Below are 26,102 nucleotides of genomic sequence, written 5' to 3' on the forward strand. Positions count from 1 at the left end.
CTCAGAACATGCTCTTGGGAATGATGATCACGTCGCCCGGTTCGAGCTTGACGTTGGCCTTGATGTCGCCGCCCAGCAGGGCACCAAGGCGCAGCTTGTATTCGGTCTGCTTGCCGGTCTGCCGGTCGTAGCGCACCAGCCGGGCGCGATTGCCCGATGCGAACTCGCTGAGCCCGCCCACCGCGATCATCGCGTCGAGCGCGGTCATGTTGGCGCGATACGGGATCGAGGCCGGCTTCTCGGTCGCACCGACGACGCGGATCTGCTGGCTGTAGGTGCCGTTGAAATTCTCGACGATCACCGAGACGATCGGATCCTTGATATACTCGCTGAGCGCGTATTTCAGGTCGTCGGCGAGCATCGCGGGGGTCTTGCCCACCGCCGGCATGTCGCTGATCAGCGGCACGGTGATCCGGCCGTCGGGGCGCACCTGCACCTTCGAGGACAGCTCGGGGTTGCGCCACACGAATACCTGGAGCTGGTCCATCGGGCCGATGACATATTCCTCGCTCGGCACCTCGCGCTCCGCCACCGCGGCCGCGGGCGGCAGTTCCGGACGGCCCCCGCCGCCGCCGCACGCGGCAAGCGCAGCCGCCATGCCGAGAGCCAGAACAGTCCTGCCGAAACCGATGAAACGCATACCGAGCTCCTTTTCCTGCCGGGCCGAAAGCCGCCGACGTCTCGACAGCAACCCGCGCAGGATCAGGGTCAGCTATGCGCTTGAGAGGTAAATATCGGGTTAGGGGTCGGGCGTGCGCAATCGATTCATCCCGATTGCGCACGCGTTCCGGGGCGGGACAGCGATGCCGGTCGCAGCCAGGTCATCGCCAGTCGCCCCGTGCTGGCGGCTCGCGAGCCTGCCCGACACCGCCGAATTATCGGGAGGAACCACATGAAGATTCGGCAATCGCTTTTCCACGCATCGCTTGCGATCACCATCGCCGCCTTTGCGGGGCAACCGGCACATGCCCAGACCGCCACGCCCGGCTTCGGCGCCGACAAGCGCGCGCCAAAGGGAACCCCCTTCACGCTGCCGGCCGGCATCGAGCTCGCTGGCCCGCTGTTCCCCGCCGATGACGACGGCAATTGCCCCAGGGCGCGGACGGCAACCGTCGGCAGCGGCCTCATGGTCCGGCGCTGCGTGCCGGTCCGCAACCGCACCGGCGCCCCCGTCACCGTGATTTTCCCCGCCGGCCTGGTCATCGTCAGCACATCGGAAGGCTTCCAGAACGGCCTGCTGGTCGAGCAGCAGGTGCTGAGGATCCCGCCGACCACCAATGGCGGTCCCGGCCGCCTGCTCGACGAGAAGGGCAAGCCGACCGACATCGTCAATATCCCGCTGCACGTCTATTGCCTCAACAAGGACCGCGAAATTCCCGAGGGCGGCGGCCAATATGCGATCGGGCCGGTCAGCCAGCATGCCGGTCTTGCCGAGCTCTACGCCTTCATGGCGGACAAGGATTTCAAAGGCGACGGCCAGCGCGTCGAGGTGCTGCAGGAAGTGGTCTGGGAGGTCATCAGGACCGGACGCTTCACTGCCAAGGATCGCGCAGACCTCCTGCGCGGCTATATCGCCGACGCATAAGAGCCGCGCCGCGGTATCGCGGAACCAATCACGCGGACGGGCGTTATCGGACCGAGTGTGTTGCTATCACGCAACACCGCGAAAACCCGCTTTTGCCTTCGCCAAGCTTTCCTTTGTACCAATTCCCATCAGATTGGTGTGAATTCTGCTCACCATAAGAAAAGGTGGGCCATCACATGCGTTTCCGTACATCCTCGCTCCTCGCCATCGCCTCCACGCTGGCGGTCGCCGCCCCTCCCGCCTTTGCGCAGGATACCACGCCCACCGCGGAACCGCAGGCCGAACCGGCAGCGCCGGCCGAAGACACCCAGATCGTCGTCACCGGCACCCGCGCTCAGGGCCGTTCTCGGCTCGACACCGCCTCGCCGGTCGATGTGCTGAGCGGCACCGCGCTGCGCAACCAGGGTACGACCGAGCTTGGCGCGGCGCTCTCCACCGTCGCCCCGTCGATCGACTTCCCGCGCCCCTCGGCGGTCGACGGCACCGACGCGATCCGCCCCGCCACGCTGCGCGGCCTCTCGCCGGACCAGACGCTCGTCCTGATCAACGGCGTGCGTGCCAATGCCTCGGCGCTGCTCAACATCAACGGCTCGGTTGGCCGCGGCTCGGCCGCCGTCGATCTCAACACCATTCCCGCCACCGCGCTCGAGCGGATCGAAGTGCTGCGTGACGGCGCCTCGGCCCAGTACGGCTCGGACGCGATCGCCGGCGTGATCAACGTGCGCCTGCGCGAGGCACGCTCGGGCGGCGGCGTCACCGCCACCTATGGCTTCTACGCCACCGACATCGACACTGCTCGCGGCAGCCGCTCGGTCACCGGCGAGCCGACCTTCACCGCTTCGGCCTGGCAGGGCCTCGGCTTCGGCAATGACGGCTATGTCACCCTCTCGGGCGAATATACCAAGCGCGAGCCGACCAACCGCGCCGACTTCGATCCGCGCGTCACCCCCACCCGCGTCACCGGCCGCTTCGGCGATCCCGAGGTCGAGCAGTATACCGGCTATATCAACGCCGGCACCGGCATCGGCGACAACTGGAAGCTCTATGGCTGGTTCGGCTATCAGGACCGCGACAGCCGCAGCGCCGCCTTCCCCCGCCTCGCCAGCGCCGCCACCGCGGTCTCGGGCATCTACCCGAACGGCTTCCTGCCGATCATCAACACCAAGTCGACCAACGCCAACGGCGCGCTCGGCCTCAAGGGCGACCTCGCCGGCTGGAACGTCGACCTCAACGTCGCGTACGGCCGCAACAAGATCGCCTATTACACCCGCAACTCCGCGAACTACGCGTACGGCAACGCCTCGCCGACCAATTTCTACGACGGCGCGCTGATCTATGACCAGTGGGTCGCCGGGCTCGACGTGTCGCGCAGCTTCGACGTGTTCCAGTCGCTCAACGTCGCCTTCGGCGTCGAAGGCCGCCGCGAGGGCTTCAAGATCACCCCGGGCGAGCAGGCCTCCTATGGCTACCCGACGGGCGTCACCACCGGCACCCCGGGCGCGCAGGGCTTTGGCGGCTTCTCGCCGGCCAATGCGATCGAGCGCGGCCGCAAGAACGTGTCGGGCTATATCGACCTCGAGGCCCAGGTCACCGACAAGTTCCTGGTCGGCCTCGCCGGCCGCGCCGAGCACTATACCGATTTCGGCGACACCGGCACCGGCAAGGTCTCGCTGCGCTATGACGTCACCCCCTGGTTCGCCCTGCGCGGCACCGCCTCCACCGGCTTCCGCGCGCCGAGCCTCCAGCAGCAGTACTTCACCTCGGTCGCCTCGGTGATCCAGAACGGCAACCCGATCCTCACCGGCACCTTCCCGTCGGTCAGCCCGGTCGCCACCGCACTCGGCGGCCTGCCGCTCGAGCCGGAACGCTCGACCAACCTGTCGCTCGGCACCGTGATCCGCTCGGGCGGGTTCGACCTCACCGTCGACGCCTATCAGATCCGCCTGCGCAACCAGCTCGCGCTGTCGGAGAACATCGCATCGAGCTTCAGCCCCCAGGTCGCCACGCTGCTCGCGCCCTACAACGTCTCGGCCGCGCGCTTCTTCATCAATGGCCTGCGCTCGCGCGTTCGCGGCGTCGATGTCGTCGCACACTACAAGCTGCGCGCCGACGATGCCGGCACCTTCGACTTCACCCTGGCCGGCAATTTCAACCAGACGAAACTCGACCGCAGCTCGATCCCGACCTCGACCGGCGCGATCAACCCGGCGCCGACCCTGTTCGCCCGCAGCCGCATCTACTCGATCGAGCAGGGCACGCCGGGCGAGAAGGTCACCGGCACGATCGACTGGTCGATCGACAAGCTCGCGATCACCGCGCGCGCCAGCTATTACGGCAACGTCATCCAGCCGGGCACCACGCCGGCGGCGGACATCTACACCGGCAAGCACACGATCGCCGACCTCGAGCTGCGCTACCAGGCACTCAAGGGCGCCCAGTTCGCGCTCGGCGTGAACAACCTGTTCGACGAATATCCCGACTACACGATCGCCGCGAACAACAGCACCGGCGTGGTCGGCTTCCCCTATTACTCGCCCTTCGGGTTCGGCGGACGCTACATCTACGCCCGCATCGGCCTGAGCTGGTAACCGCCTTTCCCTGCCTGGGAGCGGCGATCCCCCGCCGCTCCCGTTTTTCTTCTTACGGATTCGACGAACCCCGCTGGCTTCCCGAAACGGCGGGTACGGCCGCTGTCACAGGGACACCTAGATCATAGGTAACATCGAAGCGGCGATCGGCTTCGCGGTGCCAGGTCAGACTGGGTGGATGCGACGGCCCTGAGCCGTCGTCATATATCTTGCAGCCATCCCGACGGCACATCCACGCGGTGCCGCCAGATGACGTGAATCCGACGGTAATACGCTTTGCTTCCGGCAGCAGATATGCCGCCGGCCTGACCTCATCCGGTCCCAATTGCAGAGGTATTCGCGACGCGTGAACATTTCCCACAAGGATCAACGTCAGACCGTCCGTCTCGCGAGATATCGCCATCAGCCGTTCCGCCATCACGACATTACGGTCCCGGCCGTCCGATCCATCTGCTGCCTTGTCGAAGGCACGTAGCGCGGCGACTTTGTGCTCCTTGTGCAGCACTCGCAGACGTTCGAGCATGCGCAAAAAGGCCACGCTGGTAAAACCCGCCTGATCCTTGAAATGCCATTCCGGTGCCGACAACAACGCCGCCTTGGCGCGTTCCCCGCCATCGGAGTCCAACCACGCGTTCAGGATGGGCTGTGTTTCCACCGGCCATTCTATCACGACTGTGATCGGCCCTCGCTTCACCGCCGCCAGACACACGAGGTTCGTAAAGGCATCAGGCATCTCGTTGGTGCCATGCATCTCTCCGAAAAATACCCAGCGCGTTTCGGGCGAAGCCCAAAGCGTATCTGTATTCTCCAGCGGCGTGCAGGCTGACATCGCCAATGCAGTTGCCACCAACATGGCGATCATAAGCAGCGAACCTTCGATCTACTTGCTCTTCCTTTGCACCACATAGGTCAAACCTACAAATACCGCATCCACCACGTCCCGCTCGCCCGCTTCACGCCGCCGAACCACCGGCACGCGAACCAGCACGGCACCGCCACCACCGCCGCCAGCAGCCACAGGCTCGCGACATTGGGCAGCGTCGCCAGCCCATCCGCCCCAGTAGCCAGCGCCGCGATCCGGTTGATCGCGTGGAGCAGATAGAGGTGCAGCATGTAGAAGAACAACGGCGCCGCCCCGAACACCGGCAGCACCGCGACCGGCCGCGCAGGCAACCTCTCCAGCGCCGCCAGCAGCAACGCACCGACACCCAAAGTCAGCAGCAGGAAGTCGGCCGAAGGCGGGTATTTGGTCAGGTTGAGGAAGCCCATGACCGTATGCAGCCCGTCGCTGCCCACCTGCCACGGCGTCGGGTCGCCATAGACGTTCACCGCCCGCAGCAAGACAAACCCGAGCAGCGCCACCGCCCCGCTCACCACCAGCGTCCGCAGCCGCCAGCCCTGCTCCACGCCCCGCGCAAACCACGGTCCGATCGCGTAACCCAGCGCGATCACCCCGATCCACGGCAGCAGCGGATAGGAAGTCCGCACATCGCCGCCCCAGGGCAGCGGCAGCAGCGTGCGCTCGTGCAGCACCGACCACAGCACATGCCCGACACCGCCGGGCGCAACATGCACCCCGTCCAGCAAATTATGTCCAAGCACCAGCCCGAGCCCCACCGTGATCAGCGCCCATCGCGGCAAATGCGCCAGCGCCGCCAGTGCCAGCATCGAAAGCCCGATCACCCAGATCACCTGCAGGAAGAACCGGTCCGGCAGCAGCTCGAAGCTCCAGGCGAAGCTCACCACCGTCAGTTCCAGCACCACCAGGAACAGCCCGCGCTTCCACAGAAAGTCCGACGCCGCCCGCGCCCCGCCGCGCGGCGCCGCATAGAGCCACGCCCCCACGCCGGTCAGCAGGACGAATATCGGCGCGCAGAGATGTGCTGACAGCCGGGTGAAGAACAGGCCCGGCGTGGTCGCCTCCACGTCCATCGGATCGCTCACCGGCACGTAGCGGAAGAAGAACTCCCTGGTGTGGTCGACCAGCATCAGCAGGATCACCAGCCCGCGCAGCGCATCGATCGACACGATCCGCGCGGGTTTCCCGGCTGCATGAGGAAATGTTTCGGCACCAGGCTTCAGGGTTGACAGCATCGGCTTCCTTTCGTCACATGCGATGTTACATCATCACCTGAAAGGCAAGCCCCTTGTTCCGACATCTTCCGGCGGCCGCGCTGCTTTCGCCGCTGCTCTTCTGCACCTTCCCCGCCTTTGCCGAGCCGGAAAAGGAGGAGCCTGTCGTCGAGGACGGCCAGGAGATCGTCGTGCTCGGCACCCGCCGCACCGGCGCCGATCCGACCCTTTCTTCGGGCCCGGTCACCGAGCGCATGTCGCAGTCGAGCCGCTCGATCGAGCGCGACCTGCTCGTCGCCGCCGGCACCTATCGCCTGTCCGACGCGCTCGAGCTGGTCAGCGGCGTCAGCAACCAGAACAACCGCGGCGGCTTCCTCGACAATTTCGCGATCCGGGGCTTCCTGGGCACCCCCGATGGCGGCGCCGAATATTATGTCGACGGCTTCCTCGCCAATCGCGGCATGGGCCCGCCCCGCGATCCGTCCACGGTCGAGCGGATCGAGCTACTCAAGGGTCCGGCCGGCGCGCTGTTCGGCGACGTGGATCCGGGCGGCCGGGTCAACATCGTCAGCAAGACGCCCGGCTTCACCCCCACCGCAAGCGCGGTGCTCACCTATGGCTCGTTCAACACCCGCCGGGTCGAGCTTGACGCCAACATGCCGATCTCGCGCACCCTGGCCGGCCGCATCGTCGTGGCGGGGGAAGACAGCGATGGCTGGCGCGATCATGTCACACTCAGCCGCCGCACCGTCGCGCCTTCGCTCACCTGGCGCCCGAGCGACAGCTTCCGCCTCACCTATGTCGGCGAGATCACCCGCTTCGACGCGCCCTTCGATCGCGGCATCCCGGCATTGAACGGCGATGCCAACGCCCTGCCCCGCTCCCGTTTCTATGGCGAACCGAATGACGGCGTCACCCGCTTCCGCAACGAGCGCCACCAGCTCACCGTGCTCGCCGATCTCGGCGGCAGCTGGAGCCTGAACGGCGGCATCGCCTGGCGCACCGGCTCGCTGAAGGGCTTCTCCTCCGATCAGTCGCGCCTCGTCGGCGGTACCACCCTCTGGCGCCAGCGCCGCTCGCGCGATTTCGTCGTCGACGATCTCTCCGCCCGGATCGAGCTGTCGGGCCAGGCCGGCGCGCATCGCCTCAGCTTCGGCGCCAAGGGCTATCTGCTCGACTATGCCGAGCGCTGGATGCGCCGCAATCCCACCGCGGCCGCGCCCTATGCGCTCGACATCTTCAACCCCGTCTATGGCGGCACTCCGCCGGTACTGCTCCCCTTCACCAACAATCACGAGAAGCGCTGGTCCGGCACGCTCTATGCGCAGGATATGTGGGAGGTGAGCGACAGGCTCACGCTGACCGGCGGCGTCCGCCTCGACGCCTATCGCCAGCGCATCCACAACAACAACACCGGCGCCACCGGCCGCGCGGTCGACCAGCCGGTCAATTTCCGCGCGGGCGCCCGCTACAAGCTCGACGAGCGTTTCGCGCTGCATGCGAACTGGGGCGAAAGCTTCCTGCTGAATTCCGGCACCGATCGCTTCGGCCAGGGCTTCGCGCCCGAGCGCGGCAAGGGCTATGAGCTCGGCGTCACCGGCGCCTGGACCGGGATCGACCTCGCGGTCACCTGGTTCGACATCCGCAAGCAGGGCATCCTCACCAACGATCCCACCGATCCGAACTTCCTCGCCCCCGTCGGCAACCTGCGCAGCCGCGGGATCGAGGCGGATGCGTCGATCAGGCTCGCCCCGCACTGGCAGATCGTCGCCAACTATGCCTGGACGCATGCCCGCACCGACGACGCCAGCTTCGCCACCGATCGCGTGCTCGACGTGCCCGAGCATGCCGGCACGCTCTTCGTTCTCGGCCGCTTTCAGGATGCCGAGGGCCGCGGCCTCTCGCTCAGCGCCGGCGCCAGCTACATGGGCGACCGCGCCGGCGCGATCGACGGCAGCGGCCTGGTCCTGCCCGACTATGTGAAGGCCAAGGCGGCAGTCGAATATGCCTTCTCGCCGGCGCTCGGCCTGCGCCTGGAGGCCGACAACCTGTTCGACGCCCGCTACGCGCAAAGCTCGTACAGCCCGGTCTGGATCTTCCCCGGCGCGCCGCGCACCGTCCGCGCCTCGTTGCGGATCGCGCTCTGAACACCCTTGCCCCGGGGTGCGCCAGGCACCCCGGGATATGCAGAGCACCGCGCAAATATCTATGCCCGCACGAATTCCCCCACGGCGTCGGATAATGGTATTCCTGAAATTAATCCGAATACAATCCGAAATGGATTTATAATCATCATCAATGCCAAAGCACATCAATTCAACTAAACTTGGAGTCACTTCCAAACAACTTGCGAATCCGGTACGTTTTCCTTGCGACTCGACGTCGCTTTATACGGGAGACGGCTTATGGCAATTCCCAAGATACAGCGCGAAGCGCTGACTCTCGAACGACTCCACCTTCTGCTTGATCCGGGCCGGGTCTATTACCGTCCCGTCGTCTTCGACATTCTCGAAAGAGCCAATGCCGTGGAACTCAAGGCGCTGATCACCGGCGCCAAGGAGCTGAAGGCGGAGTACAAGGATCTCGACGGCATCATCCATGCCGCCGAAGGCGTGCTGCGAAAGGCTACCGCCAAGTGACCGGGGCGCGGACAAGCGAAACCCTGCCTGTCCGCTATTCCGGTCTCGACGACATAATGGGCCGCATCCCGGTCAGCGTGGTCTGGGAGATCACGCTGGCTTGTGATCTCGCCTGCCAGCATTGCGGCTCGCGCGCCGGCCGCCGCCGCCGCGACGAGCTCTCCACCGCCGAGGCGCTCGACCTGGTCGAGCAGATCGCCGAACTCGGCGCGCGCAGCGTCGGGCTGATCGGCGGCGAGGCCTATCTCCGCAAGGACTGGCTCCAGATCATCGCCGCGATCCGCGCCGCTGGCATGGAATGCGACCTGCAGACCGGCGGGCGCAACCTCAGCGAGGATCGCGTCGCCCAGGCCGCCGCCGCCGGGCTCAACGCGGTCGGCATCTCGATCGACGGCATCGGCGCCACCCATGATCGCCTGCGCGGCGTGATCGGCTCGTTCGAGATGGCGCTGGCGGCGATGCGCCATGTCCGCGCGCACGGGCTGGAAGTCGGGGTGAACACCCAGATCAACGCCCTCACACTCGCCCAGCTGCCCGAGCTGATGGACATCATCATCGAAGCCGGCTGCCGCAACTGGCAGCTCGCGATCACCACCGCGATGGGCAATGCCGCCGATCATCCCGACATGCTGCTCCAGCCCTGGCAGATGCTCGAAGTGATGCCCCTGCTCGCCGATCTCGCCGCCAAGGGGCGCGAGCGCGGCCTCTTCCTCCAGCCCGCCAGCAATATCGGCTATTTCGGCCCGCACGAAAGCGCGCTGCGCAACGTGATGAACGAGGAGATCCATTTCCACGGCTGCAATGCCGGCGACACGGTGATGGGGATCGAGGCCGACGGCACGATCAAGTCCTGCCCCGGCCTGCCCAGCCCCTATGCCGGCGGCAATGTCCGCGAGCGCCGCCTGCGCGACATCTGGGAGAATGCCGAGCCGATGGCGTTCAACCGCCGCCGCACGCTCGACGATCTCTGGGGCTATTGCCGGGGCTGCTATTATGCCGAGACCTGCATGGCCGGCTGCACCTGGACCGCGCACGCGCTGATGGGCCGCGCCGGCAACAACCCGATGTGCCACCACCGCGCGCTCGACTTCCAGTCGCGCGGCCTGCGCGAGCGACTGGTCAAGGTGAAGGACGCCGAGGGCCGCTCCTTCGATCATGGCGAGTTCGAGATCGTCGTGGAGGCCCTTGCCGAAGTTCCGGTCCATGCCTGAACCCGGCCGCATCCCGGTGCCGCTGCGCCTCTGCCGCGGCTGCCAGCATTTCGTCCGCATCGAGAACGCCGCCTGCGACTTCTGCGGCGGCGACCTCGCCGCGCTGGAGGCCGCGCACCAGCTGCGCAGCGCCGAGGTGCAGGACATGATCGCCAGGCTGCAGGCGGCCCTCAGCGGCACCGCGTCCGCGCATTGACCTGCCGCCCGGCCGGCCTATCTTCCCCGCCATGCTGCACGATCTCCCCGTGGGCAGGGCCCTGCGCCGCTTCCGCATCCTCAACGGGATCAAGCAGGGTCATGTCGCCGAGCACCTGGCGGTGACCCAGGCCAGCGTGTCGCGCTGGGAAAGCGGCATGCACGAGCCCGAGCCGGCGATGCGCGAACGCATCCTCGCGATGATCGCCGCCAATGCCGGCAATGACGCCGACGCCGCGCTCAAGCGCCTGATCGAGACCTCGCGCGCGCCCGTCCACCTCGTCTGCGACGCCACCCACCGCCTGCTGGCCGCCTCGCCCGCCCGGACCCAGGGCTGGGGAAGCAGCGCCGATGCGTTCCTCAACCGCTCGCTCTGGTCCTTCGCGAGTCCCGAGATCATCGCCGCCGAGGAAAGCCTTGCCGATCGCGGCTGGTATGATCGCCCGTTCCAGCGGCTCGAGTTCCACACCGGCCATAACGACAGCGCGGTGATCGCGGTGCTGCCCAGCCTGATGCGCTGGGAGACGGTGCCGCTCGCCGACGGCCGGATCGGCCGCATCACCACCACGATCGCTTCCGACCCCGTATAATCTATTCGTGGCCATCGCCGGCGCCCGTCCCTAGCAGGGCGGCATGCGTACCCCCTGGCCCCGAATCCTGATCCTCTGGCTGGTCGGCATCCTCGCCGCCGCGCAGCTCGCCAAGATTTCCGCGATCGCGCCGATCCTGCGCGAGGGCTTCCACCTCTCGCTCCCCCAGATCGCCCTGCTGATCTCGCTGCTCGAAGTCGGTGGCGGGCTGTTCGGCTTCGTCGCCGGCCTCGGCCTCGCCCGCTTCGGCATGCGCGCCTTCCTGCTCGCCGGCGGTGCCACCCTCGCCGCCGCCAGCCTTGTCGAGGCGATCGCCCCCGGCCCCGCCCTCCTGTTCGCCGCCCGCGCGGTGGAAGGCGTCGGCTATCTGCTGATGGTCATCGTCTGCCCCACCGCGATCGCCGCCATTGCCACCGACGAGAGCCGCGGCCGCGCGCTCGCCTTGTGGAGCACTTTCGTCCCCGTCGGCCTCGCGCTCGGCAGCGCCGTCACTGCCTCGCTGGTCACGCTGGCGGGCCCGCGCGGGGTGATGCTCGCCTGGGCCGTCGCGCTCGCCGGGATCACCGCGCTGCTCACCCGCCTGCCCCTGCCCGGCGCGAGCGGCCGCCCGATCACCCTGCCCGCCCCCGCCGCCTGGGTCTCCACCTTTGCCTTCGGCCTCTACACACTGTTCGTCTGCGCGCTGCTGATGCTGCTGCCGAGCTTCCTGGTCGAGCGCAGCGGCGCCCCGATCGAGCAGGTCGGGCTGGTCACCGCGCTCGCCTCGCTCGCCGCGCTGCCGGGCTCCGCCGCCGCGATGTGGGCGATGCGCGGCGGGCAGCTCGGCCGCCGGCGGATGATGCTGGTCTCCACCCTCGCCCTGCTCGCCACCCTGCCTTTGGTCTTCTGGCTCTACCAGGCCGGCGGCGCGAGCCTGACCACGAGTGCCATCCTCGCCATCGCCGCCACGCTGGTCAGCGGCCTCGTCCCGCCGCTGATGTTCGCCCGCCTGCCCGCCCAGTCCGGCGCGACCACGCCCGACGATCCCCGCATCGCCGCCGCCAACGGCCTCATCACCCAGTTCGGCGCCGGTGGCGCGCTGCTCGGGCCGCCGCTGGCCGGCATGGTCGTCGCCGTCTGGGGCTGGCCCGCGCTCGGGATCGCGCTGATCGGGCTGGTGCTGGCGATGCTCGCCTGCCTGCTGCTCGCCGAAAGCCTCTGACCCGGTTTGACAAGCCGCACCCCGGCGGCCATCCTCGCAGCATGACCGCTCGCGCACCCATGCTGCGATACCGCGTCCATGCGGGACAGCTCCTGGCAGGCATCTAGCCCCGGGTTCTCCTCAGGCATGTCCCGGGAGGCCCGGGGCCAAGCAGCGCGCCGTCGTTAGGCGCCCCGGCGGTAAGGCCGCCTTTGCCTGGGAGTTCCAGAACATGAGCAAGACCCGCAAGGCGGCCAGCCGGCCGCCGATCGACATGATCGATTCCGAAGCCGAGCGCCTCGCCGGCCTGGCGCTCAGCGTCGCCCGCCGCTTCCCGGCGGTCAGTGCGCTGCTGCTGCGCGAAACCGAGCGCGCCCGCCTGCACAGCGCCGCCGCCATCTCGCCCGACACGGTGACGATGGGCGCCACGGTGGAGTTCGTCGACGACAGCAACGGCAAGCCCCGCACCGTCACCCTGGTCTATCCGCCGGATGCGGACATCGCCCAGGGCCGGATCTCGATCCTCACCCCTGTCGGTGCCGCCCTGATCGGCCTGCGCACCGGCCAGTCGATCCTCTGGCCCGACCGCTATCTCACGGTGCTGGGGGTGCAACGGGCCTGAAAATCCTGCCCTTCCCCCTGGTGGCAGGGGATAGACGAATATCGGGACACCCAAAGGCCGGCCCATTCACCCATCGGTTCCCCGGCGAAAGCCGGGGCCCAGGGTTTCTCTGCCGTATCGCTTGTGACCCTGGGCCCCGGCTTTCGCCGGGGAACTGCAAATTCCGGCCGCACGCCGGATTGCCTCAGACCAGCATCTCCCCCGCCGCCGGATGCCCCAGGAACGCGCTCGGGCTCGCCGTTGCGCCATAGGCCCCTGACGCGAACACCGCGATCATGTCCCCCACTTCGGCGCGCGGCAGCGCCACGCGGTCCGCCAGCCGGTCGAGCGGGGTGCAGAGCGGCCCCACCACCGTCACCACTTCCTCCGCCGGGTCCTGCATCCGGTGCGCCACCGCGATCGGGTAGTTGCGCCTTACCACCGTGCCGAAATTGCCGGTCGCGGCGAGATGGTGGTTGAGCCCGCCCTCGACGACCAGGAACGTCTCGCCCTGGCTCTCCTTCCGGTCGACCACGCGGGCGAGGTACACGCCCGCCTCGCCGACCAGCCAGCGGCCGAGCTCGATCGCATATTCGCTGTCGAGCCGCCCGACCGCACCCGCCAGCGCCGCGCCGATCGCGCCGACGTCCACCGGCGTATCGCCTGGGAAATAGGGGATGCCGAAGCCGCCGCCGAGATTGACCAGGGGCGGCACCGCGCCGATCTCGTCGGCCAGCCGCGCGGCAAGGTCGATCGTCGCCGCCTGGGTAGCGATGATCGCTTCGGTATCGAGTGACTGCGATCCGGCGAAGATGTGCAGCCCGCGCCACTCGGCGCCCTCGCCGCGCAGCTGCCGCACCAGTTCGGGCACGTGCGCGCTTTCGATTCCAAAGGGGGATGCCCGCCCGCCCATCTTCATCCCCGAGCCGCGCAGTTCGAAATCGGGGTTCACCCGCACCGCCAGTCGCGGCGTCACGCCCAGCGCCTTGCCGATCCCCAGGGCACGCTGCCCCTCGGCGATCGACTCCAGGTTGATCGTCACCCCGGCGCGGATCGCCGCTTCCAGCTCCGCATCGCGCTTGCCCGGCCCGGCGAAGCTGATGTGGTTCGCCGCCATGACGTCGAGCGCCCGCCCCATCTCGCCCGCAGAGGCCACGTCCATCCCGTCGACTAGCGGCGCGATCCGCTCGAGCAGCGCCGGGAACGGGTTGGCCTTGATCGCATAATGCACGCCCACCTTCGCGGGCAGCGCCGCCCGCAACAGCGCGATCCGGGCCTCGATTACCGCGAAGTCATAGACATAGGCAGGAGTGGACACATCCAGCCACGGAAGCTGGCGCAGCTCCGCGAATTCGGGCGGGATCGGGCCGAAAGGTTTGGCTGTGATGGTCATACCCTTCCCCTACACGCCTTCGTCATCCTCGCGAAGGTTCGTCATCCCCGCTTCTTCTTCGTCATCCCCGCGAAGGCGGGGATCCATTCTGGCTACCCGAATGAGTCTCATTACACTCAGCGGCAATAGATCCCCGCCTCCGCGGGGATGACGGCTGAAGCGTGTAAGGAATGGAGCGCTACCCCAAACTCGCCCGCAGCGCCGTCCGGTCCAGCTTGCCGTTGGCGTTTCTGGGCAGTTCCATACGCCAATCGAAGCGCGCAGGCTGCATGAAGCTCGGCAGATCGCGCCGAAGCCGGGTGCGCAGCGCCTCTTCCGCGCTGCCGTCGCCGCGTGCGATCACCACGATCGCCTGGCCCAGCCGTTCGTCCGCCACGCCGAACGCCGCCGCCTCCCCGGTCTCCCCGCCGGAGAGCACGGCTTCCTCGATCTCGGTCGGGCTGATCCGGTTGCCGGCGGACTTGATCATCTCGTCATCGCGCCCGACGAAGCGCAGCAGTCCGTCGGCGCCCAGGCGCACCGTGTCGCCGGACCAAACGGCCATGCCGCCACTTTCGGCGTATGAAGGGGCTGGTCTGAAGCGCTGGGCGGTGCGTTCCGGGTCCTGCCAATAGCCCTGGGCGACCAGCGGGCCGGCATGAACCAGCTCGCCCTGCTCGGCCGGCGCCCCGTCCGGTCCCACCACCAGCACTTCGGCGAACGGGATCGCCTTGCCGATCGCGTCCGGATGGCTGTCCACCAGCGCGGGATCGAGATAGGTCGATCGGAACGCCTCGGTCAGCCCGTACATCGGATAGAGGTCGGCCTGAGGGAAACGCGTCCGCAGGTCGCGGATCATCCTGGGGGTAAGCGCACCACCCGAATTGGTTAGGCGCTTGAGTTTAGACGCAGTCTCAACCGGCCACTCGGCTTCGAGCAACTGCACCCAGAGCGGCGGCACGCCGGCGAGCGTGGTGATGTCGAACCGCTCGACCGCCTTGATGACGTCGCGTGCGGTCAGGTAGTCGAGCGGTACGATGCGGGCGCCCGCCGCCCAGGTCGACAGCAACTGGTTCTGTCCGTAATCGAAACTTAGCGGCAGCACGCCGAGAACCCGGTCGTCGGGCGCGATCTCAAGATAATGCGCTACGCTGATGGCACCCAACCATAAATTGGCGTGGCTCAGCATCACGCCCTTGGGCTTTCCGGTCGATCCCGAGGTGTAGAGGATCGCGGCAAGGGCGTCCGTGTCCACATCCGAGGCTGGAAGCGTCCGGTTCGAGGTGAGCGAAGTGTCTTCGACAACCCGGCACTGGTCGCCAACATCGCCCACTTCGAGTGCCTGGAGGCGTATGGTCTGGCTGACCAGCGCCCGCGCCCCCGAATCGGCCAGGATATGCGCCACCTGGGCGCGCTTGAGCACCGGGTTGACCGGCACGTGCACCAGCCCCGCCCTCACCGCCGCCAGCGGCATCAGGCAGGCGGCCCGCGTCTTGGGCAGCCAGGTCGCCACCCGGTCGCCGGGCTCCAGCCCCAAATCGCGCAGGGCCGCGGCCATCTGCCCGACGGCCGCCTCCAGCTCGGCGTAAGTCATTGTCCCGGCTTTGTCTTCCAGGGCAATTGCATCGGGTTTGCCCCGCGATGGCAGGGTGTCGAGCGGCCGGGGAAGCGAGTCGAGGGCGATCACCTATCCACCCTTATACTTGGCAGCGCCCGCGCCAAGCCTTACGGGGGCGAAAAACCGGTCAGGGGAAGATCATTGCAGCCCGATGGGTCGCTCCAAGTCGAAGACACCGTCCGCGCAGTCCTGCGCGACGTACTGGGCCTAAGTGCCGACAGGGTCGCGGAATTCCGTGCGGACACGCCGTTGTTCGGCGCGCTGCCCGAACTCGACTCGCTCGCGGTGGCGGGCGTGCTCACCGAGCTGGAGGACCGGCTCGGCATCCTGATCGAGGATGACGAGGTCGATGGCGAGATGCTCGAGAGCTTCGGCGCCCTAACCCGCTTCGCCTCGGCCAAGGCGCTCGGATGATCGATCGCTACGACTGGGCCGGGGGACAGGAGGCGATGCTTCGCTTCGGTCCGTCGAGCGGCCCGGTCGTGGTCGCGGCGCTGCCGCTGTTCGAGGAAGCCAACCGCACCCGTACCTTCACGGTAACGCTCCTCCGTCTGCTCGCCGAGCGCGGGATGGCGGGCGCGCTGCCGGACATGCCGGGCCAGGGCGAAAGCCTGATGGCACTGGAAACGCTTAGTTTTCTGCGGATCCAGGAAGCATTTGGCGGCGTGGTCGATCATATCCTGGACGAGGGCCGCGCGGCCTATGCGCTCGGCGTCCGCAGCGGCGCGCTGCTCGATGCCCATGCCCTTGCCTCGGGTCGCTGGCACCTGGCGCCGCAGGACGGCAGCGACCTCCTGCGCGAGCTCAAGCGCGTCCATGGCAGCCCTTTGCCCGCGTCCGCCGCCCGGGTCGAGATCGCCGGTAATCTGATCTCCGCCGACCTGCTGGCGGAGCTCGAGGGCAAGCAGCCCTTCGCCGAATCGGTCACGCCGCGCCGCGTGGTACGGCTCGAGAGCGATCCCCGGCCCGCGGACCACAAGGTGCCCGGCGCACCGCTCTGGCGCCGCAGCGAGCCGGACAACGACCCCGCACTCGCCGCGCTGCTTGCCGACGATATCGCCGCCTGGGTGCGCGCATGCGAAGGCTGATCTCCTTCCCCTGCGCCGGCGAAACCCTCGCCGCCACGCTCGACGAGGCCCCGGGCAAAACCGGGCTGCTGATCGTCTCGGGCGGCAACGAAATCCGGATCGGCGCGCATCGCGGCATGGCGCTGCTCGCTGTCCGTGTCGCCCAGGCAGGCCATCCGGTGCTCCGCTTCGATCGCCGCGGCATCGGCGATTCGACCGGCGAGAATGGCGGCTATGAAAGCAGCGCGGAGGACATCGCCACCGCCGCCCACGCCCTGCGCGCGGCCGGCGCCGAGCGCATCCTGGCATTCGGCAATTGCGACGCCGCCACCGCCCTCGCCTTCTTCCATGCGGGTGCAGGCATCGACGCGCTGCTGCTCGCCAATCCCTGGGCGATCGAGCCGACCGACGCGCTGCCGCCCGCCGCCGCAATCCGCTCGCACTATGCCGCCAAGCTGCGCGATCCGAGGGAATGGCTGCGCCTGCTGCGCGGTGGTGTGAACATTGCCAAGCTACTCAAGGGCTTGCGCAAGGCCTCGCAGAAGCCATCCGAAGCGCCGGCCGGGCTGACCGCGCGCCTCGCCGCGGCGCTGGGCACGGCCCAGGTGCCGGTGACTATCCTGCTCGCAAAGGGCGACAACACCGCCATCGCCTTTGCCGACGCCTTCAAGGGCGCCGCTTACGAGGCCACCCGCGCGCGGACAAAGGTGGAGACACTCGACAGCGACAGCCACAGCTTCGCCAGCGCCGCCGACAAGGCCTGGCTGCTCCAGCGCGTGCTGGAGCGCCTCGCCTAACTTACTCCGCCGCGTGCTGGACGACGGTCTCGAAGTCCGCCTCGGCCAGGAAGCGCTCGGCGTCGAGCGCGGCCATGCAACCCGTGCCGGCAGCGGTGACCGCCTGGCGGTAATGCTTGTCCATCACGTCGCCGCAGGCGAACACGCCGGGCACGCTGGTCTTGGTCGTGCCGGTCTCGACCTTGATGTACCCGTCGTCGTCGAGCTCGATATGACCACGGAACAGCTCGGTCGCCGGGTGGTGGCCGATCGCGACGAAGCCGCCATCGACGTCGATCGTCGACAGCTCGCCGGTCTCCATGTCCTTCAGCTCGATCGCGACCAGTCCCTCGGGCTCGCCGCCGCCGATGAAGCGCTCGACCTTCTTGTTCCAAAGCACGTTGATCCGCTCATTGGCGAACAGGCGCTGCTGCAGGATCTTCTCGGCGCGGAACGAATCGCGGCGGTGGATCACGGTCACGTCATGGCTGTGGTTGGTGAGGTAAAGCGCCTCTTCCACCGCGGTGTTGCCGCCGCCGATCACCGCGACCTTCTTGCCGCGGAAGAAGAAGCCGTCGCAGGTCGCGCAGGCGCTCACGCCCTTGCCCTGGAGCAGCCGCTCCGAATCGAGGCCCAGCCACTTTGCCTGGGCGCCGGTGGCGATCACGAGGACGTCGCCCAGATAGATGGTGCCGCTGTCGCCGACCATGCGGAACGGGCGCTGCGTCACATCGACCTCGACGATCGTGTCCCACATCATCTGCGCGCCGACATGCTCGGCCTGGGCCTGCATCTCCTGCATCAGCCACGGGCCCTGGATCACGTCGCGGAATCCGGGATAATTCTCGACATCGGTGGTGGTCATCAGCTGGCCGCCGGGCTGGATGCCCTGGACCACGATCGGCGCCATGCCCGCACGCGCGCCATAGATGGCGGCGGTGAGGCCGGCGGGGCCGGAACCGAGGATCAGCATGCGAGTCGAATGGGTGGCGGTCATCATGGCTTCCGAAATGGCTGAGCCCCGCATCTAGGGGCTGGGAAAGGCTTGAGGCAACATGGGTGGTGTCACACGGCCAGCAATGGCTGTGGACAACAGCTTTTGCTCGGGTAGCCCAAGCGTTGCTAGCCCGCCACCTCTATCGATCCGATCGCGATGGTCTCGCCCACGGCGGCTCCGGCAACCTCCACCCGACGAAAAACGACGCCGAGATCGGCCAGGTCCAGCCCCTGCGCCTCACGACGGATCACCTCGCCCACCGGCAGCTCGATCCGCGCCATGCCGTCCTCGCTGTGATGCCGCGCCGCCGAGATCTGGAAAGGCCCGATCGAGCCGAGCAGGCATTCGGGCAACGTGCGTCCCTCTCCGTCGAGATCGAGGTACAGGTCGTAATAATAGCCGCCGAGCTGCCCGGCGCCACTGAGCGAGACCTGGTCGAGCACGATCGTCACTTCGTCAGGGACATAGGCAGCGTCGCGCGTCCGGCGCAGCGGTTCGCGCTGGTAGAGGGCACTACCCAGCCAGATGCCGCGATAGGGCACCGGCGCAGGCGCGGCGGCGGCCGGCGGGGGCGCCATCGCCATGGGCGCAGCGTCGGCGGGAGGCGGCGGCACGGCGACCGGCGGCGGGGCCTCCACCGGCACCGCGGTTGGCGCCCCTCGCGCCGGCACCGGCGGACGCGGCACCCGCACCTCGCCCGATCGGATCGCCCCGCCGGCCGCGCCTTCGCGCACCGGCAGCCTGAGATCGGGATAGCGATAGCCGAGCCCGGCTCCGTCGATCGCCACCGCCCGGTCGAGCCCCATCCCATCGGCATAGTCGAAGCGGCCACCCCAATAGGCATCGCCCGCAGCGGGCATGGTCCGCCCCTCCCCGGCCGCCGACCAGCCGCTCCACAGCCGGTCGACATTGGCGTGGTGCACCCAGAAGATCATGTCGGAAGGCGAGAGCATGCTCGCCATCCGCCCGCCGACCAGGTTGTGGACCTTGTTGTGGAACGCCTCGACCTGCGCCTCGAAGCAATCGGCACCGGCGGTACGCTGGAAGCCGATCAGTTCGGGCGCGAAGGCCGCAAAGCCCAGCGCCTGCCCCACTTCGCCGCCGATACGCGGCTCGAACAACGGGTTGGTCGCCGAATTGCCGCTGGTGAACTCCGCGGGCAGGCGCGGGTCGCTGAAATAGTCCCAATAGGGCACCCGCAAGGTCTGCGAGCCGGAGACCTCGCGCAGCGTCGCCTCGAACAGGTGGAGATAGCCACGATGCCAGGCGAGGAAATAGGGCTTGCCGTGCGGGCAGTGGTGCATGTGGACCAGCGGCCAGAAGCTCCAGCTCGCCGGATCGCTCTCGTCGCGATTGGCCTTCATCCGCCGCACGGCCTCCACCAGCCGCGGATAGTCGGGACCACGGCGGAATGCCGCCCAGGGCAGGCGCGGCTGCGTGGGTGCGTCCAGGGCAAAGGCAGGCGCGGCGATGCCCGCCGCAAGCAGCCCGATGATCTCCCGCCGGCTCAGCATCCCCCGATCCCCCGATTCGCAGAGCCGCCATCATGCCCGCCGGCGCGCCAAAGGCGAGTCGGCGCAAGCCTCCCCGAAAGGGTGAGCCCACCGGCGCCCGTGCGGGGGTCGCGAAACCTGCGCGAATCAGCAAGAACATGGTGCCCGGACATCCCCCCGGCCGGGCTCACCCGCAGCGCCCTGCCCCTCCGCGCTGCGACGGGCGGGTGCGCCGGGTCCCCAGCACGACGCGCCCGCCCACGCGGCGAATCGCGACGGCGGACGCGGACAGTTCCACCTGGCGGGATTTCAGCGGTGATCGGGGTAATGATGGTAGCGGAGGAGGGACTTGAACCCCCGACACGCGGATTATGATTCCGCTGCTCTAACCAACTGAGCTACTCCGCCCCAAACAGGGTGTCGCCGAAGCGAGGGGGCCCAATAGGTCCGGCTTCGCCCGAGGTCAAGCGAACATATGCCGGGAATGTGCTTCCCAGGGCCCGCCACGATAATGCCAGCTCGCCAGGCCGGAGATTTCCACCTCGCGCGGCACGAAATCCCGCGCCAATGCGGCCATCACGGCCTTGGCCAGCACCGGCCGGACCTTGTTCTGGATCGTCACATGCGGGCGCCAGCGCCCGGCATCCTGCGGGGTCAGCAGCCCGGCAAAGGCATCGACCAGCCCCTCGCGAATCGCCACCAGCTCGGGCGCCTCGATCCGGTAGGCCACGCCCCCGCCCAGCGACATCAACCCGGTCACGCGCGCCCGCGGCGCACGAACCCCGCGCGTCTCGACCGACAGCCGGCGCTTGAGCTCGTCCGTCACCGAGGGCGGCAGCTGGTGGAACAGCGTCAGGTGCGCGTCGAGCACGTTCCGCTCGGGCGGATAATGCTCGCGGCGCAGGGCGTTGAACAAGGCCTGGTCCTGCCGCCCGAACAGCGCCGTGACGATCAGCGGCGCCGCGCGTTCGGTCAAATCTCGACCTGGCTGCCCAGTTCGACCACGCGATTGGTCGGCAGGCGGAAGAACTCCATCGCGCTTTCGGCGTTGCGCAGCATCCAGGCGAACAGCTTCTCGCGCCAGATCATCATCCCCGGCCGGGCCGAGGGCAACAGCGTCTGGCGGGCGAGGAAGAAGCTGGTCTCCATCATCTTGAACTCGGCGCCACAGGCGTTGACCGACTTGAGCGCCGCCGGAACATCCGCCTCCTGCATGAAGCCATATGCCAGGATCATGCGGTGGAAGCCCTGCCCCAGGTCCTCGAGCATCATGCGATTCTCGTCGGGGACATAGGGCACGTCCTTGATCTTCACCGTCAGCAGGATGACGCGGTCGTGCAGCACCTTGTTGTGCTTGAGGTTGTGCAGCAGCGCGTGCGGCACGCCCTCGGGCGTCGAGGTCATGAACACCGCGGTGCCCGGCACGCGGGTGGCGGTGGTTGCGGCTGACGTGATGAAGATCTTGATCGGCATCGCGCTCTCGCGCAGCCGGTTGATCATCAGCTGGCGGCCCTTCGACCAGGTGGTCAGCAGGGTGAACACCACGAAGCCGATGAACAGCGGGAACCAGCCGCCATCGGGCACCTTGGTCAGGTTCGCCGCGAAATAGGCCAGGTCGACGGTGAAGAACACCGCGAGCAGCGGGATCGCATAGCGCTTCTTCCACTTCCACAGGCCGAACAGCACCACCGCCAGCAGGCAGTTGTCGATCAGCATCGCGCCGGTAACCGCGATGCCATAGGCCGCCGTGAGGTTCGACGAGGTCTGGAAGGTCAGGACGAGCAGGATCACCATAATCATCAGCGCCCAGTTGATGAGCGGGATGTAGATCTGCCCGGCGGTCGAGGCGCTGGTATGCTCGATGCGCAGGCGCGGCACGAAGCCGAGCTGGATTGCCTGCTGGGTCACCGAGAAGGCACCCGAGATCACCGCCTGCGAGGCGATGACGGCCGCCATCGTCGCCAGGATGACCAGCGGGAACTGCAGCACTTCCGGTGCCAGCTCGTAGAACGGGCTATGCAGCGCCGATGGGTCGCGCATCAGCAGCGCGCCCTGCCCCATGTAATTGAGGATCAGCGCCGGCAGCACGAACCACAGCCAGGAGATGCGGATCGGCTTGCGCCCGAAATGGCCCATGTCGGCATAGAGCGCCTCGGCGCCGGTAACCGCCAGCACGACCGAGCCGAGCGCGAGGAATGCGCGGAACGGATCGGCGGCGAAGAACATCATCGCGTGATGCGGCAGCAGCGCGTTGAGGATCGTCGGCGTCTGCACCAGGCTCAGCGTGCCCAGCGTCGCGATCGTCAGGAAATAGAACAGCATGATCGGGCCGAAAAAGGCGCCGACCCGCGACGTGCCCGTCCGCTGGATCGAGAAGAGCAGCACCAGGATGACCACCGCGATCGGCAGCACCAGCTTGGCGAAGGCGGGCGCGGCGACCGACAGGCCCTCGACGGCCGACAGCACCGACACCGCCGGCGTGATCATCGAGTCGCCATAGAAGAGCGCGGTCGCGAACACGCCGAGCAGCACGATGCCCTGCGTCCAGCGCTTGGCATTGCCGCTGCTGCGCGAGATCAGCGCGAGCAGCGCCAGGCTGCCGCCCTCACCCTTGTTGTCCGCCCGCATGATGATCGTGACGTATTTCAGCGTCACCACGACCATCATCGACCAGAACATCAGGCTGATGACGCCCATGATGTGCAGCGTGTCGAGGTCGAGCTTGTGGTGCCCCGCAAAGGTCTCGCGGAAGGCGTAGAGCGGGCTGGTGCCGATATCGCCGAAGACGATACCGATCGCGCCGATCGCCAGCTTCCACGTGCCGTCGAGGCTGTGGCCATGCGCAGCATGCGCGTCGAAATGAGCCGGAGCCGACTCGTCGGCTCCTTCTTTCGGGATGTTCACGGGCGCGGGTGTCGCGTCGGAAAGGAAACGGACCTGGTCATGCGACCTGCGTTCTCGATCTTCTAATTGCGGGCGGGCCGTTAGCACGCGCAGCAAAGGCAATCAACGAATGTCGTTACGCAGGGCTCGACGCGCAAGGGGGCCGGCTGGTTCCCGTGCGAAAAGATAGGCCGGTCACCTGGGCGCGGGGGACGCACCCGCGAGTCGCACCAGCGCCTGGAGATCCTGTCCGCCCGGCAACTTCCCCGATGCGGAGAGCCGCCCTTCCCGGTCGTTCCAGCGCAGCTCGGTCCGGGTCCCCGCGCCCTTGCGATAGGCGTTGGTCACGCCATCATCGTCAAAGAGAGTGAAGGCGCCGTCGCGTCCCGGATAGACGCGGATGCTCTCGAGCGGCTGGCGCGCCGCGGTGTTCGGCACCTGCGCGCCCAGCGGCACGATCGATCCGGCGCGGACGAACAGCGGGATCCGATCGATCGGCGCCGCTGCGGTCACCCACTGGCCGCCGGCATGCTTCTCGTCGGTCCAATAGTCATACCAGTCGGTGCCGGCCGGCAGGTAGACGCGGCGCGAGGTCACCCCCTGCTCGGTCACCGGCGCGACGAGGAAGGCGGGGCCGAACATATATTCGTCGCCCAGGTTCGCGACATTGGGATCGTCCGGGAAGTCCATGAACAGCCCGCGCATGAACGGCGCGCCGGTCTCATGCGTCCGGTATCCGAGCGAATAGAGATAGGGGATCAGCGCGTATCGCAGGCGCAGGAACTTCGCGAGCACCGGCTCGGCCGCCGCGCCATATTCCCAGATCGCCGTTGCCGGGCGCTGGCCGTGGATGCGCAGCGTCGGGGTGAAGACATTATATGCGAACCAACGGGTGAACAGCTCGGGATAGTCCTTGTAGTCCGCCCCCATCGCCGTGGCGCCGGCGGGATCGAGCAGCACCGGGCGCTCGGCGGCCGGGCCGTTCGGCCACTGCCAGCCGCCGGTATCGCTGCTCCAATAGGCATGGCCGCTCGCCGTGAAGTTCAGCCCCGCCGGCACCTGGCGGCGCAGCGCTTCCCAGGTCGCCTGCACGTCCGACGACCAGAAGATCGCGCCGCTATGCTGGGTGCCGAGATAGGCGGCCCGGGCGAGGATCAGGTTGCGGAAATCCGGCCGGTCGCGCGCCGACCCCTCCGCCACGCTCGACGTGTGCACCAGCGGATAGAGGTTGTGATAGCGGTCACCCGATCCGATCGAATAGAAATTGCCGTCGGGCACCAGGTCGGGCTCGGTCTCGTCGAGCCAGAACCAGTCGAAGCCCTGGCTCGCGATATTGTCGCGGATCTTCTCCCAGAACCACGTACGCGCCTCCGGATTGGTACTGTCGAGCAGCGCCCCCGCCCGGTCCGCGCGCACCGGCAATCCGTCGACCGTGTTGCCGTCCTTGTCCTTCAGCAGCCAGCCCCTGGCGCTCAGCATGTTGAAATAGCGCGATTCCCGCTCGAAGCGCGGCCACACGCTGATGATGCTGTGCATGCCCGCATCATGAAGCTGCTTGTTCATCGCCACGGGGTCCGGGAAGAAGCTCCGATCGATGTCGATCTGCCCCATCCGCGTCCAGTAGAACCAGTCGAGCACCATCACGTCGAGCGGATAGCCGCGGCTGCGATAGCCCTCGGCCACGCCCAGCAGCTCCTTCTGGCTCTCATAGCGCGCCTTGCTCTGGATCAGCCCGAACGCCGCCTTGGGCGGCAGCGGCGTGTCGCCGGTCAGCCGGGCATAGCCGGCATAGATCTCGTCGGTGGTCGCGCCGGTGATGACGAAGAAGGAAACCCGCTCGCCCACTTCGGACTGCCAGTGGGTGCTGCCATGCAGCCCGGGCGAGACGATGGTGGCGGAAGGATTGTCCCACACCACCGCATAGCCCTTGTTGGTCACCAGGAACGGGATGCACACCGTCTCGCCCGCCGGCGCATCGTAATAGTGCCGGCAGTCGATCGTCCGCCCGCGCAGGTCGAGCGGGCCTATGCTTTCCTGGTTCTGGCCGAGCCCGTAATAATGCTCGTCCTGCGGCGCGGCGAAGCTCGCCCCCGCCTTGAACGTCTTCTCGCCGTTGACGGTATGCGGCGCCAGCTCCCAACCGTTCATCTTGGTGAGCAGCCGCCCGTCCGCCGCGCGCACCGACAGCGAGACCCGGGGCAGCGACGGCACGAAATAGCGCTCCATCTGGCTCGGCGCCTTGGGCCAGGGTTGCGGATCGACGGTGAGCGTCAGCGCAGGCGAGGCGAACACATCGCCAGAGCCGTCCGCCTTGTGGGTCCAGCCCTTCGCATCGACCTTGCCCGAGATGCCATGTCCGGGAGCCGCGTCGCTCAGCCCCCGGTCGAGCGAGATCGTCACCCGCACGATGTTCGGCGCATAGGGTTCGACGGCAACGAAGGCGCCGTTGCGCTCGACCGTCGCCAGCGACTGGGCGGCAACGGGAAACGGCGCCAGCACGGTCGCCAAAAGGCCAAGCACACGGACAATTCGCATCGTTCGACTCTCCCTGCCGAGGGCGTTGCGCGAAACGTCCGCCGCCGCAAGCACGGCTAAGGTCGTAGCCCTTGCCGTCACCCCGGGCTTGACCCGGGGGCCCGCTTCTTATGTCTTGGCGCAAACAAAGCGGCTTGAGGAGAGACGCGGTGAAGACCCTTGGCATGACACTCGCACTCACCCTCGCATGTTCGCCTGGCATCGCCGCCGCCCAGACGACCACCGACCCCACCGCCTTCGCCGGCGGCGCGGACGTGCAGGCCCAGACCCGCGCGATGCTCGCCGAGATGAAGCCCGATCAGGGCTTCATGTGGCGCCCACTGGTCCGCGACGGCGCGCGCGTGGCCGCGATCGAGATCTGGAAGAAGCCGGGCCGCCCCGCCGTCCATCCGGCCGAGGCGGAATATGCGATCGTGCTCGAAGGCGCCGGCACCCTGGTCTCGGGCGGCACCCTCGCCGATCCGACGACCCGCAACCCCGGCCTGGTCGACGGCAGCCGGATCGAAGGCGGCACCACCCGCACGCTCGGCCCGGGCGACGTCATCCTCGTCCCCGCCGGCGTGCCGCACTGGTTCGGGATCACCGGCGAGCGGCTGGTCCTGCTCGGGATCAAGCTGCCCGGCGCGAAATAGCCGGCTTCCCCCCCTGGTTAAGGCATCGCGCGTTGGCGCGAGCCCGCTTTGCGGCCATACAGCCCTC

General features: G+C 67.8%; 23 protein-coding genes and 1 tRNA gene. 13 read left to right on the plus strand and 11 right to left on the minus strand.

Annotated elements, in window-relative coordinates:
- Position 1: 1 nt before the first annotated feature.
- Positions 2-598, minus strand: a complete 597-nt coding sequence (locus AC1RJ5_RS04935; RefSeq protein ID WP_409372633.1) for an XrtA/PEP-CTERM system exopolysaccharide export protein — start codon at positions 596-598, stop codon at positions 2-4.
- Positions 599-892: 294 nt separating this feature from the next.
- Between AC1RJ5_RS04935 and AC1RJ5_RS04940 the strand changes: the two genes are divergently transcribed.
- Both AC1RJ5_RS04940 and AC1RJ5_RS04945 read left to right on the plus strand, forming a co-directional pair.
- The gene (locus AC1RJ5_RS04940; RefSeq protein ID WP_493112022.1) at positions 893-1,585 is read left to right on the plus strand and encodes a hypothetical protein; all 693 of its coding nucleotides are present in this window, start codon (positions 893-895) and stop codon (positions 1,583-1,585) included.
- A 176-nt stretch (positions 1,586-1,761) separates the two neighbouring features.
- Complete coding sequence (locus AC1RJ5_RS04945) at positions 1,762-4,173, plus strand: TonB-dependent receptor plug domain-containing protein (protein ID WP_493112024.1); 2,412 nt, start codon at positions 1,762-1,764, stop codon at positions 4,171-4,173.
- A gap of 52 nt (positions 4,174-4,225) precedes the next feature.
- Here AC1RJ5_RS04945 and AC1RJ5_RS04950 read toward each other — a convergent pair whose 3' ends face one another.
- Together AC1RJ5_RS04950 and AC1RJ5_RS04955 are read right to left on the minus strand one after the other, a co-directional pair.
- A complete protein-coding gene (locus AC1RJ5_RS04950) occupies positions 4,226-5,035 on the minus strand; it encodes a hypothetical protein (protein ID WP_493112026.1) in 810 nt (269 codons plus the stop codon).
- Positions 5,036-5,088: 53 nt separating this feature from the next.
- Positions 5,089-6,201, minus strand: a complete 1,113-nt coding sequence (locus AC1RJ5_RS04955; RefSeq protein ID WP_493112028.1) for an acetyltransferase domain-containing protein — start codon at positions 6,199-6,201, stop codon at positions 5,089-5,091.
- Between the two features lie 119 nt (positions 6,202-6,320).
- Between AC1RJ5_RS04955 and AC1RJ5_RS04960 the strand changes: the two genes are divergently transcribed.
- The 7 genes from AC1RJ5_RS04960 to rnk all read left to right on the plus strand — a co-directional run bounded on the left by AC1RJ5_RS04960 (position 6,321) and on the right by rnk (position 12,683).
- On the plus strand, positions 6,321-8,393 hold the full coding sequence (locus AC1RJ5_RS04960) for a TonB-dependent siderophore receptor (RefSeq protein WP_493112030.1): 2,073 nt from the start codon (positions 6,321-6,323) through the stop codon (positions 8,391-8,393).
- 258 nt (positions 8,394-8,651) lie between these two features.
- Positions 8,652-8,885 carry a hypothetical protein gene (locus AC1RJ5_RS04965; RefSeq protein WP_493112032.1) on the plus strand — a complete coding sequence of 78 codons (234 nt, stop codon included), beginning with the start codon at positions 8,652-8,654 and terminating at the stop codon, positions 8,883-8,885.
- On the plus strand, positions 8,882-10,096 hold the full coding sequence (locus AC1RJ5_RS04970; RefSeq protein WP_269574854.1) for a radical SAM/SPASM domain-containing protein: 1,215 nt from the start codon (positions 8,882-8,884) through the stop codon (positions 10,094-10,096). The genes AC1RJ5_RS04965 and AC1RJ5_RS04970 overlap by 4 nt, the downstream gene beginning before the upstream one ends.
- Positions 10,089-10,292: a hypothetical protein gene (locus tag AC1RJ5_RS04975; RefSeq protein WP_269574853.1), complete on the plus strand. Its 204-nt coding sequence runs from the start codon at positions 10,089-10,091 to the stop codon at positions 10,290-10,292. Before AC1RJ5_RS04970 ends, AC1RJ5_RS04975 begins: the two co-directional genes overlap by 8 nt.
- 31 nt (positions 10,293-10,323) lie before the next feature.
- Positions 10,324-10,881, plus strand: a complete 558-nt coding sequence (locus tag AC1RJ5_RS04980) for a helix-turn-helix domain-containing protein (RefSeq protein WP_269574852.1) — start codon at positions 10,324-10,326, stop codon at positions 10,879-10,881.
- 43 nt (positions 10,882-10,924) lie between these two features.
- Positions 10,925-12,082 (plus strand): MFS transporter, encoded by a 1,158-nt coding sequence (locus AC1RJ5_RS04985; RefSeq protein ID WP_493112035.1) that lies wholly within the window; start codon positions 10,925-10,927, stop codon positions 12,080-12,082.
- 211 nt (positions 12,083-12,293) lie between these two features.
- Positions 12,294-12,683 (plus strand): nucleoside diphosphate kinase regulator, encoded by a 390-nt coding sequence (gene rnk, locus AC1RJ5_RS04990; RefSeq protein ID WP_342250833.1) that lies wholly within the window; start codon positions 12,294-12,296, stop codon positions 12,681-12,683.
- Between the two features lie 184 nt (positions 12,684-12,867).
- Here the strand turns inward: rnk and AC1RJ5_RS04995 are convergent, their stop codons facing one another.
- Both AC1RJ5_RS04995 and AC1RJ5_RS05000 read right to left on the minus strand, forming a co-directional pair.
- The gene (locus AC1RJ5_RS04995; protein WP_493112037.1) at positions 12,868-14,055 is read right to left on the minus strand and encodes a pyridoxal-dependent decarboxylase, exosortase A system-associated; all 1,188 of its coding nucleotides are present in this window, start codon (positions 14,053-14,055) and stop codon (positions 12,868-12,870) included.
- 178 nt (positions 14,056-14,233) lie between these two features.
- Positions 14,234-15,721, minus strand: coding sequence for an acyl-CoA ligase (AMP-forming), exosortase A system-associated (locus AC1RJ5_RS05000; RefSeq protein ID WP_493112038.1), 1,488 nt, complete (start codon positions 15,719-15,721; stop codon positions 14,234-14,236).
- A 72-nt stretch (positions 15,722-15,793) separates the two neighbouring features.
- Here AC1RJ5_RS05000 and AC1RJ5_RS05005 point away from each other — a divergent pair, with 72 nt between their 5' ends.
- The 3 genes from AC1RJ5_RS05005 to AC1RJ5_RS05015 are packed head-to-tail and all read left to right on the plus strand — an operon-like array spanning position 15,794 to position 17,516.
- Positions 15,794-16,066, plus strand: a complete 273-nt coding sequence (locus AC1RJ5_RS05005; RefSeq protein ID WP_269574848.1) for an acyl carrier protein — start codon at positions 15,794-15,796, stop codon at positions 16,064-16,066.
- Entirely contained in the window at positions 16,063-16,740 is a 678-nt protein-coding gene (locus AC1RJ5_RS05010) for a hypothetical protein (RefSeq protein WP_493112040.1), read from the plus strand. Before AC1RJ5_RS05005 ends, AC1RJ5_RS05010 begins: the two co-directional genes overlap by 4 nt.
- A complete protein-coding gene (locus AC1RJ5_RS05015) occupies positions 16,728-17,516 on the plus strand; it encodes a hydrolase 1, exosortase A system-associated (protein WP_493112041.1) in 789 nt (262 codons plus the stop codon). The genes AC1RJ5_RS05010 and AC1RJ5_RS05015 overlap by 13 nt, the downstream gene beginning before the upstream one ends.
- Position 17,517: 1 nt before the next feature.
- Here AC1RJ5_RS05015 and trxB read toward each other — a convergent pair whose 3' ends face one another.
- The 6 genes from trxB to AC1RJ5_RS05045 form a co-directional block, all read right to left on the minus strand.
- Positions 17,518-18,492, minus strand: coding sequence for a thioredoxin-disulfide reductase (gene trxB, locus AC1RJ5_RS05020; RefSeq protein ID WP_269576597.1), 975 nt, complete (start codon positions 18,490-18,492; stop codon positions 17,518-17,520).
- 125 nt (positions 18,493-18,617) lie between these two features.
- Positions 18,618-20,006, minus strand: a complete 1,389-nt coding sequence (locus AC1RJ5_RS05025; RefSeq protein ID WP_269574845.1) for a tyrosinase family protein — start codon at positions 20,004-20,006, stop codon at positions 18,618-18,620.
- A gap of 310 nt (positions 20,007-20,316) precedes the next feature.
- Positions 20,317-20,393 (minus strand) — tRNA-Met (locus tag AC1RJ5_RS05030).
- Between the two features lie 55 nt (positions 20,394-20,448).
- The gene (locus tag AC1RJ5_RS05035; protein WP_493112042.1) at positions 20,449-20,961 is read right to left on the minus strand and encodes a 2'-5' RNA ligase family protein; all 513 of its coding nucleotides are present in this window, start codon (positions 20,959-20,961) and stop codon (positions 20,449-20,451) included.
- Positions 20,958-22,883 carry a potassium transporter Kup gene (locus AC1RJ5_RS05040; protein ID WP_342250550.1) on the minus strand — a complete coding sequence of 642 codons (1,926 nt, stop codon included), beginning with the start codon at positions 22,881-22,883 and terminating at the stop codon, positions 20,958-20,960. The genes AC1RJ5_RS05035 and AC1RJ5_RS05040 overlap by 4 nt, the downstream gene beginning before the upstream one ends.
- A gap of 180 nt (positions 22,884-23,063) precedes the next feature.
- The gene (locus tag AC1RJ5_RS05045) at positions 23,064-25,403 is read right to left on the minus strand and encodes a glycoside hydrolase family 31 protein (RefSeq protein ID WP_493112043.1); all 2,340 of its coding nucleotides are present in this window, start codon (positions 25,401-25,403) and stop codon (positions 23,064-23,066) included.
- A 149-nt stretch (positions 25,404-25,552) separates the two neighbouring features.
- On the opposite strand from AC1RJ5_RS05045, the gene AC1RJ5_RS05050 reads away from it, so the two are divergent.
- On the plus strand, positions 25,553-26,035 hold the full coding sequence (locus AC1RJ5_RS05050) for a cupin domain-containing protein (RefSeq protein WP_269574842.1): 483 nt from the start codon (positions 25,553-25,555) through the stop codon (positions 26,033-26,035).
- The last annotated feature ends 67 nt before the right edge of the window (positions 26,036-26,102 follow it).

The organism is Sphingomonas sp. GW822-FHT03G08 (genome assembly GCF_058801135.1).

Excerpts from the sequence above, each read along its gene's own strand:
- AC1RJ5_RS04935 (WP_409372633.1), bottom strand. The coding sequence starts at position 598 with ATGGCGGCTGCGCTTGCCGCGTGCGGCGGCGGCGGGGGCCGTCCGGAA.
- trxB (WP_269576597.1), bottom strand. The coding sequence starts at position 18,492 with ATGACCGCCACCCATTCGACTCGCATGCTGATCCTCGGTTCCGGCCCC.
- AC1RJ5_RS05045 (WP_493112043.1), bottom strand. The coding sequence starts at position 25,403 with ATGCGAATTGTCCGTGTGCTTGGCCTTTTGGCGACCGTGCTGGCGCCG.
- AC1RJ5_RS05025 (WP_269574845.1), bottom strand. The coding sequence starts at position 20,006 with ATGCTGAGCCGGCGGGAGATCATCGGGCTGCTTGCGGCGGGCATCGCC.
- AC1RJ5_RS04965 (WP_493112032.1), top strand. The coding sequence starts at position 8,652 with ATGGCAATTCCCAAGATACAGCGCGAAGCGCTGACTCTCGAACGACTC.
- rnk (WP_342250833.1), top strand. The coding sequence starts at position 12,294 with ATGAGCAAGACCCGCAAGGCGGCCAGCCGGCCGCCGATCGACATGATC.
- AC1RJ5_RS04950 (WP_493112026.1), bottom strand. The coding sequence starts at position 5,035 with ATGATCGCCATGTTGGTGGCAACTGCATTGGCGATGTCAGCCTGCACG.
- AC1RJ5_RS04985 (WP_493112035.1), top strand. The coding sequence starts at position 10,925 with ATGCGTACCCCCTGGCCCCGAATCCTGATCCTCTGGCTGGTCGGCATC.
- AC1RJ5_RS04945 (WP_493112024.1), top strand. The coding sequence starts at position 1,762 with ATGCGTTTCCGTACATCCTCGCTCCTCGCCATCGCCTCCACGCTGGCG.
- AC1RJ5_RS05015 (WP_493112041.1), top strand. The coding sequence starts at position 16,728 with ATGCGAAGGCTGATCTCCTTCCCCTGCGCCGGCGAAACCCTCGCCGCC.
- AC1RJ5_RS04995 (WP_493112037.1), bottom strand. The coding sequence starts at position 14,055 with ATGACCATCACAGCCAAACCTTTCGGCCCGATCCCGCCCGAATTCGCG.
- AC1RJ5_RS04975 (WP_269574853.1), top strand. The coding sequence starts at position 10,089 with ATGCCTGAACCCGGCCGCATCCCGGTGCCGCTGCGCCTCTGCCGCGGC.
- AC1RJ5_RS04940 (WP_493112022.1), top strand. The coding sequence starts at position 893 with ATGAAGATTCGGCAATCGCTTTTCCACGCATCGCTTGCGATCACCATC.
- AC1RJ5_RS04980 (WP_269574852.1), top strand. The coding sequence starts at position 10,324 with ATGCTGCACGATCTCCCCGTGGGCAGGGCCCTGCGCCGCTTCCGCATC.
- AC1RJ5_RS05010 (WP_493112040.1), top strand. The coding sequence starts at position 16,063 with ATGATCGATCGCTACGACTGGGCCGGGGGACAGGAGGCGATGCTTCGC.